Genomic DNA, 16,682 nt, shown 5'->3' with positions numbered 1-16,682 from the left:
AGCCGCACGACGTACTTTTGAACCAGAACTGTCATAAAAGCGTATTTTGTAAGGAAAAGTAAAACGTGTTGAAGCCCGGTTGCTCGCAGGTAAACTAGCCTCTAACCGGAAAGCCGGCGTCCGCCTATTGGTGGGCGATAACGATAACACAGCCTGAACTTCGGAAGTCACATGAAAAAGATAGCGTTTCTTTTAGCCCTTGTAGGGGGTGCGGGTGCCTGGTATCTGTATTCTCTGGATGAGTCCACCAGTGGGCCAGCTCGTCCTCGCCCTGTACCCAATGTCGTCGTGACCAAGGTAGCCACTCAGGAAGTACGTGATGAAGTTGAAGCCCTCGGCACAACCCATGCCAACGAGTCAGTTACCATCACTGCCAAGGTTACCGATGTTGCTACCAAGGTAAACTTCAGCGATGGCGATATAGTCCGCGCCGGACAATTGTTGGTTCAGCTTCAGGATGCAGAGCAGCGCGCCCGGGTTCAGGTTGCCAAGGTGAAGGTTATTGATAATCAGCGCGAATTCGACCGTATCCGTTCGCTGGTAACCAGTCAAACCGTGGCCGAGCTTGAACGTGACCGCCTGCAAACCCTGATTGATACGAGCCGCGCCGAGCTGGAGCAGGCCGAATCTGCACTGCGTGACCGTGCTATTACAGCCCCCTTCGCCGGCCGCCTCGGTCTGCGCCAGGTCAGCCCCGGCGCGCTGGTAACGCCCGGCACCGCCGTAACAACCCTCGATGATATTTCCACTATCAAGCTGGATTTTGCAGTTCCCGAGCGTTTTTTACCTCAGTTGCATCCCGGTAAGGCGGTTGAAGCACAGGCCGTTGCCTACGAAGGCCAGCTCTTTACCGGCAAGGTGACCTCCATCGACAGTCGGGTGAATCCTTCTACCCGGGCCGTAACAGTGCGCGCCGAAATTCCCAACCCGGATGCCAAGCTGCTGCCTGGCATGTTGATGAAAATTCGCCTCATTAAAACCAGTCGCGAAGCCATTATGGTGCCTGAATCGGCGATCATTCCGCTGCAAAACCGCCACTATGTGTACATGGTGGGCGCCGATAACAAGGTGGATCGCCGTGAAGTGACCATCGGCCTTCGCAAGCGTGGCTGGGCCGAAATTGTTGATGGTCTGGCGCTCGGCGAAACCATCATGATCCGCGGGATCCTCAAGGTCCGCCCCGGCGACCAGGTGACCCCTGAACTTAAAGAACACTTCAGTGCATCCGTTTCCTCCGATGAGGAGAACGCTGCATGATCCTGACAGATCTCTCTGTTAAACGCCCGGTATTCGCCTCAGTGATCAGCTTGTTGCTGATTGCCTTTGGTCTGGTGGCCTTTGATAAGCTGCCACTGCGGGAATATCCCCACATAGACCCACCCGTGGTGTCCATCGAAACCAATTACCGTGGCGCCAGTGCCTCTGTGGTGGAAAGCCGCATTACACAGTTGGTGGAAGACCGCGTCAGCGGGGTAGAGGGTATTCGCCACATCAGCTCCTCTTCCAGTGACGGTCGTTCATCGGTGACTCTGGAGTTCAACATCAACCGAGACATCGAAGCGGCTGCCAACGATATCCGTGACCGGGTATCGAGTATGCTCAACAACCTGCCCGAAGAGGCTGACCCACCGGAGATCCGTAAAGCCAACGGCGGCGATGAAGTCATCATGTGGCTCAACCTGGTGTCGGACAGCATGAACACGCTGGAGCTCACCGATTACGCCAACCGCTATCTTGCCGACCGCTTCTCGGCGGTTGACGGGGTGGCCATGCTGCGTCTCGGTGGCGGCAAGGTGTATGCGCTGCGCATTTGGGTTGACCGTCAGGCGCTGGCGGCCCGAAATCTGACGGTTGCTGACATCGAGTCCAAACTGCGCTCAGAAAACGTGGAGCTGCCGGCAGGCTCGGTGGAGTCCAAAGAACGTCATTTCACGGTGCGCCTCGAACGTACCTTCCGAACCTCGGAAGACTTTGCCAACCTGGTATTGGCCCAGGGTGACGATGGTTATCTGGTGAAACTGGGTGATGTGGCCAAGATTGAATTGGGCTCAGAAGAAGAGCGCATCATGTTCCGCGGTAACCGCGAGTCCATGATTGGCCTGGGGGTGACCAAGCAGTCCACCGCCAACACCCTTGAGGTGGCGCGGGCGGTAAACAAGTTGGTTGATCAAATTAACCCGACCCTGCCACCTGGCATTGAAATCAAGCGCAGCTACGACAGCTCGGTGTTTATTGAAGCCTCCATTAAAGAGGTTTACACCACGCTTATCATTGCCATGGTGCTGGTTATTCTGGTGATTTACCTGTTTCTTGGCAGTGTTCACGCCATGCTTATCCCTGCGGTCACAGTGCCTGTGTCACTGCTGGGTACCTTTATCGTGCTCTACGCCCTTGGCTACACCATTAACCTGCTGACGTTGCTGGCGATGATCCTTGCCATCGGTATGGTGGTGGACGATGCCATTGTGATGCTGGAAAACATTCACCGCCGTATCGAAGAAGGGGAAAGCCCGCTGGTGGCCTCATTCCTCGGTGCCCGTGAAGTGGCGTTTGCGGTGGTGGCAACCACCCTGGTGTTGGTGGCGGTGTTTATGCCTATCACGTTCCTTGAGGGTGACCTGGGCAAACTCTTTAAAGAATTTGCCGTCACCATGAGCGCGGCGGTGATGTTCTCAAGCCTGGTGGCCTTAAGCTTAAGCCCCATGATGTGCTCCAAGCTGCTGCGCCCCACCAGTGAAAGCTCCTGGTTGGTGAAGAAAGTCGATAAGGGGATGGACTGGCTCGAACACACTTATCGCAGCTCCCTTGAGCGGACCATTCGCCATCCGCTGGCGGTGAGTCTCACCGTTATCGCCGCCCTTGGGCTCAGCGTGTGGATGATGCAAAAGGTGCCTCAGGAATTCGCTCCACGCGAAGACAGGGGCTCCATGTTCCTCATGGTGAATGGCCCCCAGGGTGCAAGCTATGAGTACATTGAAAAGTACATGAATGAAGTGGAAGAGCGCCTGATGCCCATGGTCGAGAGCGGCGAAATCAAGCGTTTGCTTATTCGTGCTCCCCGTGGTTTTGGCCGCTCGGCTGATTTCTCCAACGGTATGGCCATTATCGTGCTCGAGGATTGGTCGGCCCGCCGTAATGCTTTCGACATCATGAATGATATTCGCGGCAAACTGTCTGATTTGGCGGGTGTGCAGGCATTTCCCATTATGCGTCAGGGTTTCGGCCGCGGTGTCGGTAAACCCGTGCAGTTTGTGATTGGTGGCCCAAGCTATGAGGAGCTTGCCCAGTGGCGGGACATTCTGTTGGCCAAGGCCGCGGAAAACCCCAAACTGCTGGCGCTGGATCACGACTACAAGGAAACCAAACCTCAGTTCCGCGTGGTTATTGACCGGGACAGAGCCGCCGATCTGGGCGTATCCATCTCCCATATCGGCCGTACGCTGGAATCCATGCTGGGCTCCCGTCTGGTGACGACCTTTATGCGCGATGGTGAAGAGTATGATGTCATCATTGAAGGCGACAGGGCAAAGCAGAATACGGCGCAGGATCTGTCGAACATCTATGTTCGCTCTGACCGTACCCGTGAGCTGATCCCGCTTTCGAACCTGGTGCATGTGGAGGAATTTGCCGACGCTTCCAGTCTGAACCGCTACAACCGGATGCGTGCCATTACCATCGAAGCCAACCTGGCGGATGGTTACAGTCTGGGTGAGGCGCTGGATTATCTGAACGACATAGTACGCACCTATTTGCCTGCTGAGGCGGTGGTGAGCTACAAGGGCCAGTCCCTTGACTATCAGGAGTCCGGTAACTCCATGTACTTTGTGTTTGTGCTGGCCCTCGGAGTGGTATTCCTGGTGTTGGCCGCTCAGTTTGAGAGTTATATTCACCCTGCGGTGATTATGCTCACAGTGCCGCTCGCGACGCTGGGCGCCTTGATTGGATTGTGGCTTACAGGGCAAACCATCAATATTTACAGCCAGATAGGCATTATCATGTTGGTGGGATTGGCGGCGAAGAACGGTATTCTTATCGTGGAGTTTGCCAACCAGTTGCGTGACAGAGGCGTTGATTTTATCGAGGCACTGCTTACCGCTTCTACCCAGCGCTTAAGACCCATTCTGATGACGGGTATTACCACGGCTGCCGGTGCTGTGCCCTTGGTGATGGCACAGGGCGCCGGTGCTGAAACCCGCTTTGTGATTGGTGTGGTGGTGCTGTCAGGCATCATACTGGCCACCATCTTTACCCTGATGGTTATTCCAACCGCCTATGCGCTCTTTGCACGGCATTCGGGCTCGCCCGATGCGGTGGCGCAAAAGCTGGAAGCTGAGCTTGCGGGTAAAGCCAAACACTGAGCTTATAAGTACTGAGCTTACCAGTACTCTGCTCACAAGCATTGAGCTTAAATGACAGCAAAAAGGCCTGAACTTGGTTCAGGCCTTTTTTATTGCGATGGACATAATCAGATCAGCGATTGATGTCCTGATAAAGCTCTTCGTACATGAGTTCCCGCATCCGGAATTTTTGCAGTTTACCTGTGACTGTCATCGGGTAACTGTCAACAAACTTGATGTACCGTGGTACCTTGAAGTAAGCCACTTTTTCGGTGAGGAAGTGGCGAATTTCCTGCTCGTCCAGGTTGGCGCCCGGGCGCAGCTTGATCCAGGCGCAGACCTCCTCGCCATACTTATCGCTTTGCACCCCGAATACCGCAGCATCCTGCACCTGTGGGTGGGTAAAGAGCTTCTCTTCGATTTCCCGGGGATAGATGTTCTCGCCGCCGCGGATGATCATGTCCTTTATCCGCCCGACAATGCGAACATAGCCGTGCTCATCCATCACGCCCAGATCACCTGAATGCAGCCAGCCTTCGCTGTCTATGGTGTCGCGGGTTTTGGCGTCGTCGTTCCAGTAGCCCAGCATCACACAATAACCCCGGCTGCACACATCTCCCGGCTCACCAATGGGCTGGGTTTTGCCAAAGACATCGACGATTTTTACCTCGGTGTGGGCGAGCGCCCGGCCAACCGTGGAGACCCTGAGCTCCAGCGACGAGTCGATTTCGGTGAGGTTGTTGATGGGGCTGCATTCGGTTTGACCGTAACCTATTACCACTTCCTGCATGTGCATCAGGGTCTGCACCCGCTTCATCACTTCTTCCGGGCAGGTGGCGCCGGCCATCACGCCGGTGCGCAGGCTGGATAAGTCGTAGTGGCTAAAGTTGGCGAGCTCCAGCTCGGCGATAAACATGGTGGGCACGCCGTGCAGCGCGGTGCAGCGCTCTTTTTCCACGACGGCAAGTGTGGTGGCCGGGTCAAAGGCATCACCGGGGAAAACGGCTGTAGCACCCGTGGCAACACATACCAGATTACCCAGCACCATGCCGAAGCAGTGATAGAGCGGCACCGGAATACAAAGCCTGTCCAGATGACTGAAACGCATTCCTTTGGCCACCAACATGCCGTTATTGAGAATATTGTGGTGAGACAGGGTCGCACCCTTGGGGTTGCCTGTGGTGCCTGAGGTAAATTGGATGTTGATGGGATCGAAGGGGGAGAGTGTGTCGCTTATTCCTGCAAGGTCGGCATATTCGGCATCGCTGCCGAGGCCACACACCTTATCAAAGTTAAGCATGCCCGGCGTTGCCTCACTGCCGGTGCGAATGACCAACTTCAGGTCCGGCAAGCGGCTCGATTGCAGCTGTCCTGCTTCGCAGTGGGCCAGCTCCGGCGCCAGTGATTGCAGCATCGCCAGATAATCACTGCTTTTAAATTTGTCATGGGTGATAAGGGCTTTACAGCCCACATTCACCAGGGCGTATTCCAGCTCTTCGGGGCGGTAAGCAGGATTGATACACACCATGATGGCGCCGATGCGGGCGGTGGCGAACTGGGTCAGACACCATTCAATGTTATTGGGTGACCAAACTCCGACCCTATCTCCCGGACCTATGCCAAGTGCCAGCAGGCCTGTGGCCAATCGGTCGATTTCGGTCAGGTATTTTCGGTAGCTCCAGCGGATGTTCTGATGATGCATGACGATGGCATCATGGTCGGGATAGCGGTTGGCAATGCATTCAAGGTAGCGGCCTATGGTGTCCTGAATAAGTTCAGGGGTGTCGCTGCCTCGATAATGGCTCTGGGTAAGTGGAAAAGGGGTGGGCGCTGTGTGGTCTGAGGACATGTGCATAAAGCCTCCATGGCGTTGCTTGTTGATTTGTCGTTATTGTTGTCGTTATTCCTGTTGTGCCGGTTTGCTGCCCATTCCTGAGTGGCCAAACCGGTGAACTCTGACTCTAGCCAAAAGGCGATGCCAAGGACAAGCGCCACAATGCCGCTTTATACTAAAGGCTAATACAATGATCTTGCGCGAAAAACACCATTTTAGATGCGATACGCAATAAAAAAGCCAGCAAATCTGCTGGCTTGAATTTCAGGCTCTGGTATCAGCGCCCTTCGAGCTCCGCCAATATGGCCTGCTCCAGGAAGGTTGCAAAATCATGGCCGTGATGGGCCAGCATCTTCGGGAACATCGAAATCTGGGTAAGGCCCGGGAAGGTATTTATCTCGTTCAGCAGGATTTGATTGTCTGGTGTCAGGAAGAAATCAATGCGCGACAGGTGGCGCAGCTTCATGCCTTTAAAGGCCCGCACCGCATAGTCACGAATGGCAGCAACGGTTTCTTCGTCCACATTTGGTGCTTCCACATGGGTGATAGCCTGACTCTTGGTGTCGTATTTTTCTTCGAAGCTGTAAAAGGTGTTGGCGGCACAGACGATTTCGCCGGGGCGGGTCGCCACGATTTCGCCCTCATACTCATACACAGCCACTTCCAGCTCTCTGGCCTTGATGGTTTTCTCTACCACTACGAAGGGGGCGTATTCGAAGGCCTTGCAGACAAGCCCTGGAATATCCTCACGGCGATGGGCAGGGAAGCAGCCCACCGATGAGCCCTGACTCGCGGCCTTGATAAAGACGCTGCCCCATTCATCAAACGCCGCTTCCACCCGGGCGATGGCTTCATCGCTTGGCTCATCGAGGTACAGATAAGGCGTATTGGGGATGCCGAGGGCACTGAACCACATTTTGGCGGTGATCTTGTTAAAACAGTTGCTGGAGGCCTCCGAGCCACAGCCAAAATAGGGCAGGCGGATAAGGTTAAACCAGGACTGAATATCGCCGGTTTCGCCGGGGTAACCGTGGATGCAGGGAATGACGTAATCCACTGGCCAGGGCGCCTTTGCCTCGTCGGCAAAACGTATTTCACGGCGGTTGGTCAGCTCTACAATCTCGCCTTCGCGGGTGCGGTATTGGCCTTCAGCGGTCAGCTCAAGCCACAGGGTATTGAAACGGGGCAGGGAAGCCAGGCACGACTCGAAGTATTTGGCCGAAAGCAAAGAGATATCGTGTTCGCTGCCACCGCCACCACAGAGCAGCACCAGATTGTATTTGTTCATTTTGTCTCCAAAAGACGTAAAACCGGCGTAAAGACTTTTCCCGGCAAAAGGAGCAGTGTAATGAGCCCGCGTAGGGGGCGCAAGGAAGATGACTGAGATTTAATACTCATGCCACAAGCGCTCTGCAAGCCCCGACGCCCGCTCGGTACGACGCTCAGTTGCGGCCTCAAACAGTGCCTCTGTCCCCAGGCAGGTAAACTTCGACTTGGCCCGGGTAATGGCGGTGTAAATCAGCTCTCGGCCAATCAAACTCTGTTGCGAAGGCGTAGGCTGTGGCGGCAGGGACAGCGCCACCGAGGCAAATTCACTGCCCTGACTCTTGTGCACTGTCATGGCGTAGCAGGTATCGTGTCCCGGCAGTCTTGCCGGCAGGACTTTAAGTACCTGTCCATCACTTTGAATAAAATGAGCCATCAGACGCTGGTTGTCCCCCTCTACCGGGAGCAGTATGCCAATGTCGCCGTTAAAGAGCCCAAGACTGTAATCGTTACTCTGGATCATGACCGGACGCCCGGCATAAAACTCCTGGCTTGGCTGTATCAGCCCGGCTCTGGCAAGGGCAGCGGTGACGGCCCTATTGATACCTTCAACCCCATACTCGCCGTTTTTCATGGCGCAGAGCACGCGAAATTCATTGTACTTTTGCAGTATGGTTTTCGGGTCGGCTTGCTGTTTCATCGCCTGTAAATACTCGCTGTAGGCGGATTTGGCGAGTTGCACCAGGGCTGCGAGCCCATCACTGTTGTCGCCGGAGATCCAGCAGAGCTCGGCATAGTTCCTGCGCCAAACCGCAGCGACTTTGTCTTTGTCGCCTTCATTTACCGCCATGGCGAGCTGCCCAATACCGGCGTCTTCGGCAAATCTGTGGCTGTGGAGCAGTCGGCACAGATTATCGCCAAGCCCGGGGGCGTCTGCGCTGTGAGCAAGCCTTGTACCTGTCAGCGCCTCGATGTGTGCGGTTTGTACCGCGCTGTAGCGGTAACCCTGGCGCGCGCCTTCACAAATATCCGCAAGCACAGCGCCGGCTTCCACTGAAGCCAGCTGGTCCTGATCGCCCAGCAAAATTAACCGGGCGTGGCTTGGCAGGGCATCGAGCAGGCGGTCCATCATGGGCAAATCCACCATGGAGGCCTCATCCACCAGCAATAAGTCCAAATCCAGCGGATTGTCTCTGTGGTGGCGGAATCTGTGGTTACCGGGTTGATAGCCAAGTAGACGGTGAAGGGTCGAGGCATCTTCCGGCAGGTTTTCAATGGCGACTTGGGATATGAGGGGTGAGTTTAACTCCTGCGCCAGACGCTGCTTGCTGGCCTTGATGGACTCCGACAGCCTGGCCGCCGCCTTCCCCGTGGGGGCTACCATGCGGATATTTAAGGAAGACGACAGTGACAGAAGTAGCAGCAACTTGGTTACCGTGGTGGTTTTACCGGTGCCCGGGCCACCTGTGATGACAGTCAGCTGTTTTCCTGCGGCGGTGGCCACCGCAATTTTTTGCCAGTCGATGTCCTTGTTGCCTGCCCCAAAGAGCGACTCCAGCAGCGCCGCCGTGTGGGGATGAGTACCGAGCTCAGTGCCTGCCATGGCGTTCAGCCGCGCCGCTACCCGGCTCTCAAAGCCCTGATAGCGCTTAAGGTAGAGACGTTTACCCTCTAAAATCAGCGGCTTGTTTTCATCCGGGGTGCCAACGGCATCGAGATTGGCAATGGCACGCAAAAGTGCTGGGTAATCAGCGACAATGCGCAGCTGCGCCTGACGTGTGCCCATTGGGTTGGCGAGCATCAATGCGCTTAAATCAAGACAGGGATGCTGACGGGAAAGCTGCCTTGAGACCAAAACGCACATCAGCAGCATCAGCGGCGAATTGTCATTGTGAAGCTCGGCCATCTGTAGGGCAAAGTGGCGGTCCAGTGATGACAGCTCGCCCTGTGATTGCCACAGTTTCAGCTGATCTTTGAGGGCGTCGCTGCTGCAGGGCTTGCGTGAAAGTTCAATCATAGCCGGATCTCCTGACCTTCAAACAAGGCGTCCAGCGCTTGGATCAATAGCTTGGGGGGCTTGTCAAAATACACGCCCGTACCGGGAGATGAGGCCGACATGCCCCTGAGGAACAGGTAAAAACAACCGCCAAAGTCGTTGTCATAGTCGTAGTTCGCCAGCCGGCTTCTCAGCAGTCGGTGCAGCGCCAGGGTATAGAGCAGGTATTGCAAATCGTAGTGATGATCCCGGATTGCAGTGTGCATGGCGTCCCTGTGATAGTGGTCGAGGGTATCACCCAGATGATTGGACTTGTAATCGGCGATGTAATAGCGGCCGTCATGGCTGAAGCAAAGGTCGATAAAGCCCTTGAGCATGCCGTTAAGGGTATCGAACCCAAAGTCACAGCGATAACCATAGAGTGCCAGCAAATCCCCCAAAGCCCCGGGCTTAAGCCGGGTGACAGGCAAGTAAAACTCCATTTCAACCAGCAGGTTGGCAGGTGCCAGGACGGCCAGCGAAAACAGGCCTTTGTCATCCTGAAGTGGCGCCTGCATCAGATCCTGATACCAGGCATCCAACACAGGTTGCCACAGGCTTTCGATACCAAAATGGGCCATGGCATCGGGCAGCACTTCGGGCAAGGTTTCGGCCACTGCATCAAAGCGGATAAGCTCCAGTACCTGGTGCATAAAGCTGCCGGCATTGGCGCCACGTGGGAAAGAAAACCGGCTCAGTGCAGCGGCATCCTGAGATTCCGACTGTTCAAAGGGAAGCGGCAGCTCCAGCACTGAAAACGACTCATCGCCAGCGCCTGGAATGGCGGGGACCGTGGTTTCTTCGTTGGTCCATGCGGCATCACTATGGTGTTCTGTATGGCCAGCTCCCTGGGCAATCAGCGCCGAATAGCTGCCAACGCGCCAGGCTTCTTCGCCAATGCGGTTTGGGGTTCGCGCTCTTGGGGGCTCGGTGCTTGCAGGCTCTGCACTTTCAAGGGGCGTCAGATCATCTTGGATAATGTCCGCTACACCCATGATATCGCTGCTATTTGCATGGCTGCAGACGCGCTCTGCGGCCTGGCGCAGTGCGTTGATGTCGCAATCCTTGCTGTCGATGCCAAGCAAGAAGCCCAATGCGGTCTTGTGCACTTCACTGCTTATCCCGGCTTTGAGCATGCGGCTGTGATTGGCAAGCCCCAGACGACAGCCGTACACAGGGCGGGTGAGCGCCACATACAGCAAACGCAGATCTTCACCCAGACGTTCGGCATCATAGCATTCGACGCCTTCATCGGTTTGCAGCAGATCCCACACCAGCCTGTCATCCTTGTGGTAGACAAGTGGCGAAGGCTTGCCGCGACTGTCTCTGGCCAGACTTAAAAAGGGGATATAACAGAGGCCGTATTCCAGCCCCTTACTTTTGTGGATGGTGACTATCTGTACCAGGTTTTGTTCGCTCTCGAGCCTCAGCTGCATGGCTTCGTCACTGCCGGGGTCCAGCAGCGCCTGCTCAAACCAGCCGAGGAGCGCACTTATACCGTCGAGCGACGCCGCGGCCTGCTCGAGCAATTCGCACAGGTGGCGAAAGTCGGTCAGGCGCCTGTCGGCTTCGTTATCTCCCCCGAGGCGCTCAAGCAGTCGGGTGTCGTCGGCAAAGGCCATTAAGGCGGGCATGACACCCTGTTTTTGCCAGCGTTGATGCCAGCGCTCAAAACACTCCAGTGCCTGGCGACGGGCTTCCTCGTCCTGATTGAAGGCCGCTATCTCGCTGAGGGTCCAGCCCATCAGCCGGGTGGCCATGGCTGCACGAAGGCGTTTTTCATCCCTTGGCTGGGCAAGTGCGGCCAGCACATGCAGCAGCTCCGAGGCTTCCTTGGTGGCAAACACATTGTCCCGGGACAAAAACACGGCGCCGATATTGCGTCGGGTGAGGGCATCTTTGATAAATGCCGCTTCGTTTCTGTCTCTGACCAGCACGGCAATGTCTTTGGCCAAGAGCGGCCTTTGCTTGTCGGCAAGTACCGCACGGCCATCTGCCGCAAGACCGAGCAACTGGCCTATATGGGCAGCAGCATCTTCTGCCATCAGGGTTCTGGCCGTTTGTTTATTTAATCCCTTTTCGGGGTCTTCCCCAAGTAAGGCGATTTGCAGTGCAGGCCCCTGGGGCTTGCCATCAATCAGCAGCGTTTTGGCACCTTTATCGGAGGCTGCAACCGGCTCGAAGGGGATTTCATCACTTAAAAACACCCGCTCCCGGGCACTGAAGACGGCATTGACCGCCTGCACCATGGCGCTGGAAGAGCGGTAATTGGTACCCAGGCTATAGTGGGCCGCCGCGGTGCGTCTTGCCCCCAGATAGGTATGAATATCGCCGCCCCGAAAGGCATAAATGGCTTGTTTGGGGTCGCCAATCATCAGTAGCCCCTGAGCCTTTGGCTGCTGACGGTACAGGGCACTGAAAATGGCAAACTGCAGTGGATCTGTGTCCTGAAATTCGTCAATCAATGCCATGGGGAAACGGCTGGCTACTTCTGAAGATAGTCTGAGGGCGATATCCCTATCGATGTCGGACACAGGCACTGAGCCTGACCCCTGAACGCCAAGCGCTTTGGCCAGGTGTTTCAGCAGGTCATCCGGCGCCATGAGATTGCGTTCGGCCTTGAGGGCATCGAATCGTGCCTGTATCTCGTTTCTGGCAAGCACCAGAAATGCCGGCAACAGGTTTTCCTGCGCGTGCAGCAGCTCATCAATTTGCACCAGAAGCGAAAGTGTTTCAGGGCCCGGCAATTGCCCCCCTTTGTTGAGCTTGATATTGCCATAGGCGAGTGCCTGCATGGCTTTTTCAGGCGGCGAGCCTTCACCGCGAAGCGCCCATGCCGTCATGGTATCCCAGTGATTTTTAAGCTTGGGGAACCCATCTGCGGCCTTACCGTAGCTCACGCCGTTAAGGGGCAATTGAGTGAGTGCGGTGAGGGTGTCTTCTGCCTGACGTTGCCAGGCCAGACGAAGCCTGGCGATTCTTGCACTGAATCCGCTGGCAAGCTCACTGAAATCATCCACCCGAATGTCGACGGCGGCATCTCTTGCCCCAAGCAGTGACCTAAGCTCTATCTCCAGCGCCCTGGGCGAGGCAAATTTTTCCTGCACCAGGGCCGCGATGTCTGTGCTCAGGGGATAACAGTGCGCCCGCCAGAAATCTGCGGCTGCCATGGACAAGAGTTCGCTGTCGTCCAGGGTAAATTCGCTTTCAAACAGTAGCGCAGACTCAAAGGCCATATCCGACAAAACCCGCTGGCAAAAGCCGTGGATGGTGTAGATGGCCGCTTCATCCAGGGTCTTGAGTGCCAGGTCCAGCTGCCGTAGGGCCAGCTGTCTGTCGGGGAGTGCGTCTAGAAGCTGAGTGAGAAATCTGTCTTCGCTGGGCTCACCGAGGCAGAGGCGAAAGCCATCCTGAATTCGGCGTCTGATCCTGTCTCTGAGCTCGCTGGTGGCGGCATTGGTGAAAGTCACCACCAGGATTTCTTCCACTTTGAAAGGACGCGGCTGGCCAATACCCAGCAAGAGGCGCAAATACAGATTGGCGATGGTGTAGGTTTTGCCTGTGCCGGCGCTGGCTTCAATCAGGCGTGCACCGTCAAAAGGCAGGGTAAAGGCATCCAAAGGCATCGAGGCTTGCATCTTATTCTCCCTGTCCCTGGTGCTTGAGGTTGCCGGTCTGTGTACCGATGTGCTCAGTACAGTCAGTGTTAGCCCAGTCAGTGTTGGCCTCGAGGCTCAATAGGGGCGGTATTGACGATGGGTTACTGACAAAGTCAGCAAGATCACCGAGTTTCCCCTTGTAGCAGCGGCCAAGGAGCGGCCGCCACAAACGCTCAGCGAGGACGGTGAACGCCGGTGTGGCGAAGCTTGCGGGAAATTCAAACAGGCGCTCGTTGTGGGGCTCAGCAATTTCGCCCATACCGTTGCCGTCATCCCATTTGGTACTGATTTCTGCCAAGGACTCTTCCGCACTTGCCCCTTCGGCGAGGGCCTCTATGTAGGTCATGGCTAGGGCAGGGATCAGTGGCGATGGCGTGTGCACCGCCTCGAAATAGTGGCTGATAAAATCCTCAAGGCTTGCCAGGGCGTTATCCGGCGTGAGGGGTAAAAAGGCATGGAAGTTACCCACATCCAACAAGAAACTGCTCTGCCGGTAACCTGAGGCGCACAGACAAAGGTGGCGCAGATACAACGCCAGCACATCTTTGGCCTTGGCGGTGCCCGGTCTTGCCACCAGGAGGCCTTTGGCAAAAACCTTGTCTATGGTGCCGACCAGTTTATGCCCTTTATTCAGGGCGAGGGAAATCCTCAGGCTTTGTCCCTCGGTCTCACCCATGATAAAGCGACATCGGTCGAGAATGGGCGCCAGATCCCGTTGGTAACTGGTAAAGAGCAGCTTGTCGAACGGTGCCATGGGTAAGGCGCCGGCCCCGGCAAGTCTGTCACACAGCGTATCCACCGCCTGCTGCTGCCTGACTTCATCTGCTTCCAGGGCGGCATTGAGCATCTTATCCTGCAGTTGGTAGCGCCCGAGGGCATCCACATCAAAGGGTTCGCTGTCATCCAGCGCATCGAGTCTGTGGCTTAAGTCGAGCCTGAGTCGTCGCTGGCAGAAAAAGCGTGCCGGATCCCGGTAGAAGCGGATGAGGGATGCAAGCTCCAGCATTTTTTGCTCATCTTCATCCACTTCGTCCAGCGCTGCATCGATAAAGGGTTTGGGCGGACGGTGTTCCTGCGGGCACCACTGGGCGGCAAAACTCGCAGTGATGTCCTGATGGGGCAGGTACAGCCTTTGGTCGAAGGGTTGCAGCGGCTGCTGTTTAACCAAACGTTTAACCAGACTGCCCTGAGGGACATAAGCGCTCAGTTCACAGCAGTCCAGCAGCTCACTGACCAGCATGGATGGCAGGCGCTCGCTGTCGTCCCGTTCACTTCGGCCAATAAAGCTGATGTAAAGCTGCTCCCTCGCTGACAGCAGGGCTTCCAGAAACAGGTATCTGTCGTCCAGACGCCGGGAACGATCGCCGCGGCGAGCGGGCGTTTTCGCCATCAGATCGAAGCCCACGGGATGCTGCACCCTGGGGTAAATGCCTTCATTCATGCCGAGCAAACACACCACGTTAAAGGGAATGGATCGCATGGGCATCAGGGTACAGAAATTCACTGAGCCTGCCAGAAAACGCTGCCCGACCCGGGCATCGGTGAGTTTGCTGGCAAGGGTTTGGCGGATAACCTCCAGTGAAATGTCGCTGAGGTTGCTTTCGCTGCTTGCCGACGATTGAAGGGCTTTCTGGGTGTCACTGAGGGTTTCCCGGATAAGATTCAGCTCTTCCTGATATTCCGGCAGCGGCGCAAACAGGGTCTCTGTGAGGCGGCTAAGCTCCGCAAATTTGAGCACAAGGCTATCGGCGGCAGCAAAACGTGCTGCAAATTCATCGAGATGCTCAATAAAGTCCAGCAATTTACCTATACACTGGGCTTGCTGGCCCTCAACACCCGCAAATGGAAGGGTACCGTGATAAAAATCCCCTTCGTCGCCCAGGGAAAAGCCCAGCAGCAATCGGCGGATGCCAAAGGCCCAGGAATGCTTGTCAAAAGCGGGTAAGCCGAGTCTTTCCCGGCTTTGGGCATCCCGCCCCCAGCGTACGCCAGCCTCACTGAGCCAGTTACCGAGACGGGAAAGCTCTTCCTCATCCAGTTTAAATTTCGCCATCACCGCAGGAATTTCCAGCAAGCCGAGAATTTCCGACAAGCCAAAGCGGCTGTGATTGATGTCCAGCAAGGTCAGGAAACCGTGGAGCAGCGGGGATTCCTCTACCGCACCCCGATCGGCGATGGCGTAGGGGATGTAGTGTTCGCCCCTGCGGGAAGCAAACACGGCATCAATAAAGGGCGCGTAAGCGGCAACATCGGGCAGCATCACTACTATGTCTTTGGCACAGAGCGTGCCCTGACTGTCTGACAGCAGACCAAGGAGGTGGTCGTGCAGGGTTTCGACTTCCCGAAGCGGGCTGTGACAGCTTCGCAGGACCAGGCTGTTATCCTGCTCATCCAGCAGAAACTTGCCCTCGTTGGATTGATAGCGGGCCAGATCCGCACAAAGCGGCGTTCCTGCGACTTCCATATCCAGAATATCGTTTTGCAACCTGCCCAAAAGATGGCTGTCATCGTTCTCTTCATAGCCACTGTCGTCCAGGGTGAAATGCTCGGGCGGCAGCGAGAGCACCAAATCAAGCAGCTCCCGACCCATTTTGCCGTTGGCTGCGAGCAAGGGGTTGCCCACTTCGAGGGTTTCTTCCCAGTGCTCCGGCAGCATCTTGTGGGCTTTGTATTTCAGCGCCAGCTTGGCCCTGAGTTTGCTGTCGACTATGTCACCCCAATATTGGCGGCAGGGACTCAGGCTCAGCATGGTCACAGGAACGCGGCTGCCAAGGGCGTAAAGCACTTCCAGGGTTTGGGGTGGTAAAGATGAAATACCAAAGACATAGAGCCGCCTGGGCAGGGCACTGATATCTGTGGTTGGGTTTGACAGTGCTGCCACCAGTGCCTGATGTAAATTGGCGCGGTGCCAATGGCTTTGCCCCAGTTCATCCCGGTTGTATTGCACCAAGGCGCGCCATAGCAGAGGTTGCCACAGACAATTATCGGGCAGGGTAGCTTCTTGCGTCAGCGTGCTACCGATTGCACTGAGACTGTTTTCACCCTTTTCCCATGCCACTATCCAATCGGGGCGGTAGACCAGGTACTGGTCGAAAATGTCCGCAACCCGGCTGGCCAGTTGAAACAATTTTAGCGGAGAGTCACTGCTTAAATAGTCCCGCAGTGGCTCGAAATGGGGCATTTCAATCAGTCTTGGCAGCAGTGCCATCAACTTCCAGGTCATGGCATCCTTGGTAAAGGCGTTTTCCTTGGGAACTCCCGGCAACAAGGCATAACAGAGTGACCAGATAAAATTCGAAGGCAGAGGGAAGCTCAAGGCGGCGGCGATGCCATTGTGGGCTGCAATTTCCAATCTCAGCCAGGTCGCCATACCCGGGCTTTGTACCAAAATCTGCTCAGATGCCAGCACATTGCCTGATGCCTGATTAAGTTCGTCTGCCAGGCGTTTTGCGAGGCGCTCCATGTGATTGGACTGAACGAGTGTGAACATGCTATCCCTTTGATAAATGCGTCACCAAGGAAGGGCCTTGCTGCCGGGAGCGAAAAAAGCT

The 16,682-nt window shown here is 55.8% G+C and carries 7 protein-coding genes; 2 read left to right on the top strand and 5 right to left on the bottom strand.

Going from position 1 to position 16,682, the window contains the following annotated elements; translation table 11 throughout:
- Positions 1-171 precede the first annotated feature (171 nt).
- Together K0H79_RS09880 and K0H79_RS09875 are read left to right on the top strand one after the other, a co-directional pair.
- The gene (locus K0H79_RS09880) at positions 172-1,257 is read left to right on the top strand and encodes an efflux RND transporter periplasmic adaptor subunit (protein ID WP_220064684.1); all 1,086 of its coding nucleotides are present in this window, start codon (positions 172-174) and stop codon (positions 1,255-1,257) included.
- Complete coding sequence (locus K0H79_RS09875; RefSeq protein ID WP_220075674.1) at positions 1,254-4,358, top strand: efflux RND transporter permease subunit; 3,105 nt, start codon at positions 1,254-1,256, stop codon at positions 4,356-4,358. Before K0H79_RS09880 ends, K0H79_RS09875 begins: the two co-directional genes overlap by 4 nt.
- Before the next feature lie 112 nt (positions 4,359-4,470).
- On the opposite strand, the gene K0H79_RS09870 is transcribed toward K0H79_RS09875, so the two are convergent.
- The 5 genes from K0H79_RS09870 to recC all read right to left on the bottom strand — a co-directional run bounded on the left by K0H79_RS09870 (position 4,471) and on the right by recC (position 16,621).
- Entirely contained in the window at positions 4,471-6,192 is a 1,722-nt protein-coding gene (locus tag K0H79_RS09870; protein WP_220075673.1) for an AMP-binding protein, read from the bottom strand.
- A gap of 256 nt (positions 6,193-6,448) precedes the next feature.
- On the bottom strand, positions 6,449-7,459 hold the full coding sequence (locus K0H79_RS09865) for a D-alanine--D-alanine ligase (protein WP_220075672.1): 1,011 nt from the start codon (positions 7,457-7,459) through the stop codon (positions 6,449-6,451).
- A 99-nt stretch (positions 7,460-7,558) separates the two neighbouring features.
- Positions 7,559-9,454: an exodeoxyribonuclease V subunit alpha gene (gene recD, locus K0H79_RS09860; protein WP_220075671.1), complete on the bottom strand. Its 1,896-nt coding sequence runs from the start codon at positions 9,452-9,454 to the stop codon at positions 7,559-7,561.
- Positions 9,451-13,110: an exodeoxyribonuclease V subunit beta gene (recB, locus tag K0H79_RS09855; protein ID WP_220075670.1), complete on the bottom strand. Its 3,660-nt coding sequence runs from the start codon at positions 13,108-13,110 to the stop codon at positions 9,451-9,453. The genes recD and recB overlap by 4 nt, the downstream gene beginning before the upstream one ends.
- A 1-nt stretch (position 13,111) precedes the next feature.
- Positions 13,112-16,621 carry an exodeoxyribonuclease V subunit gamma gene (gene recC, locus K0H79_RS09850; protein ID WP_220075669.1) on the bottom strand — a complete coding sequence of 1,170 codons (3,510 nt, stop codon included), beginning with the start codon at positions 16,619-16,621 and terminating at the stop codon, positions 13,112-13,114.
- Positions 16,622-16,682: the final 61 nt, after the last annotated feature.

It is taken from the genome of Shewanella sp. FJAT-52076, assembly GCF_019457455.1.
GTDB lineage: Bacteria > Pseudomonadota > Gammaproteobacteria > Enterobacterales > Shewanellaceae > Shewanella > Shewanella zhangzhouensis.
This window is presented reverse-complemented; position numbering and strand designations above follow the sequence as displayed.

Excerpts from the sequence above, each read along its gene's own strand:
- K0H79_RS09880 (WP_220064684.1), top strand. The coding sequence starts at position 172 with ATGAAAAAGATAGCGTTTCTTTTAGCCCTTGTAGGGGGTGCGGGTGCC.
- K0H79_RS09865 (WP_220075672.1), bottom strand. The coding sequence starts at position 7,459 with ATGAACAAATACAATCTGGTGCTGCTCTGTGGTGGCGGTGGCAGCGAA.
- recD (WP_220075671.1), bottom strand. The coding sequence starts at position 9,454 with ATGATTGAACTTTCACGCAAGCCCTGCAGCAGCGACGCCCTCAAAGAT.
- K0H79_RS09870 (WP_220075673.1), bottom strand. The coding sequence starts at position 6,192 with ATGCACATGTCCTCAGACCACACAGCGCCCACCCCTTTTCCACTTACC.
- K0H79_RS09875 (WP_220075674.1), top strand. The coding sequence starts at position 1,254 with ATGATCCTGACAGATCTCTCTGTTAAACGCCCGGTATTCGCCTCAGTG.
- recB (WP_220075670.1), bottom strand. The coding sequence starts at position 13,110 with ATGCAAGCCTCGATGCCTTTGGATGCCTTTACCCTGCCTTTTGACGGT.
- recC (WP_220075669.1), bottom strand. The coding sequence starts at position 16,621 with ATGTTCACACTCGTTCAGTCCAATCACATGGAGCGCCTCGCAAAACGC.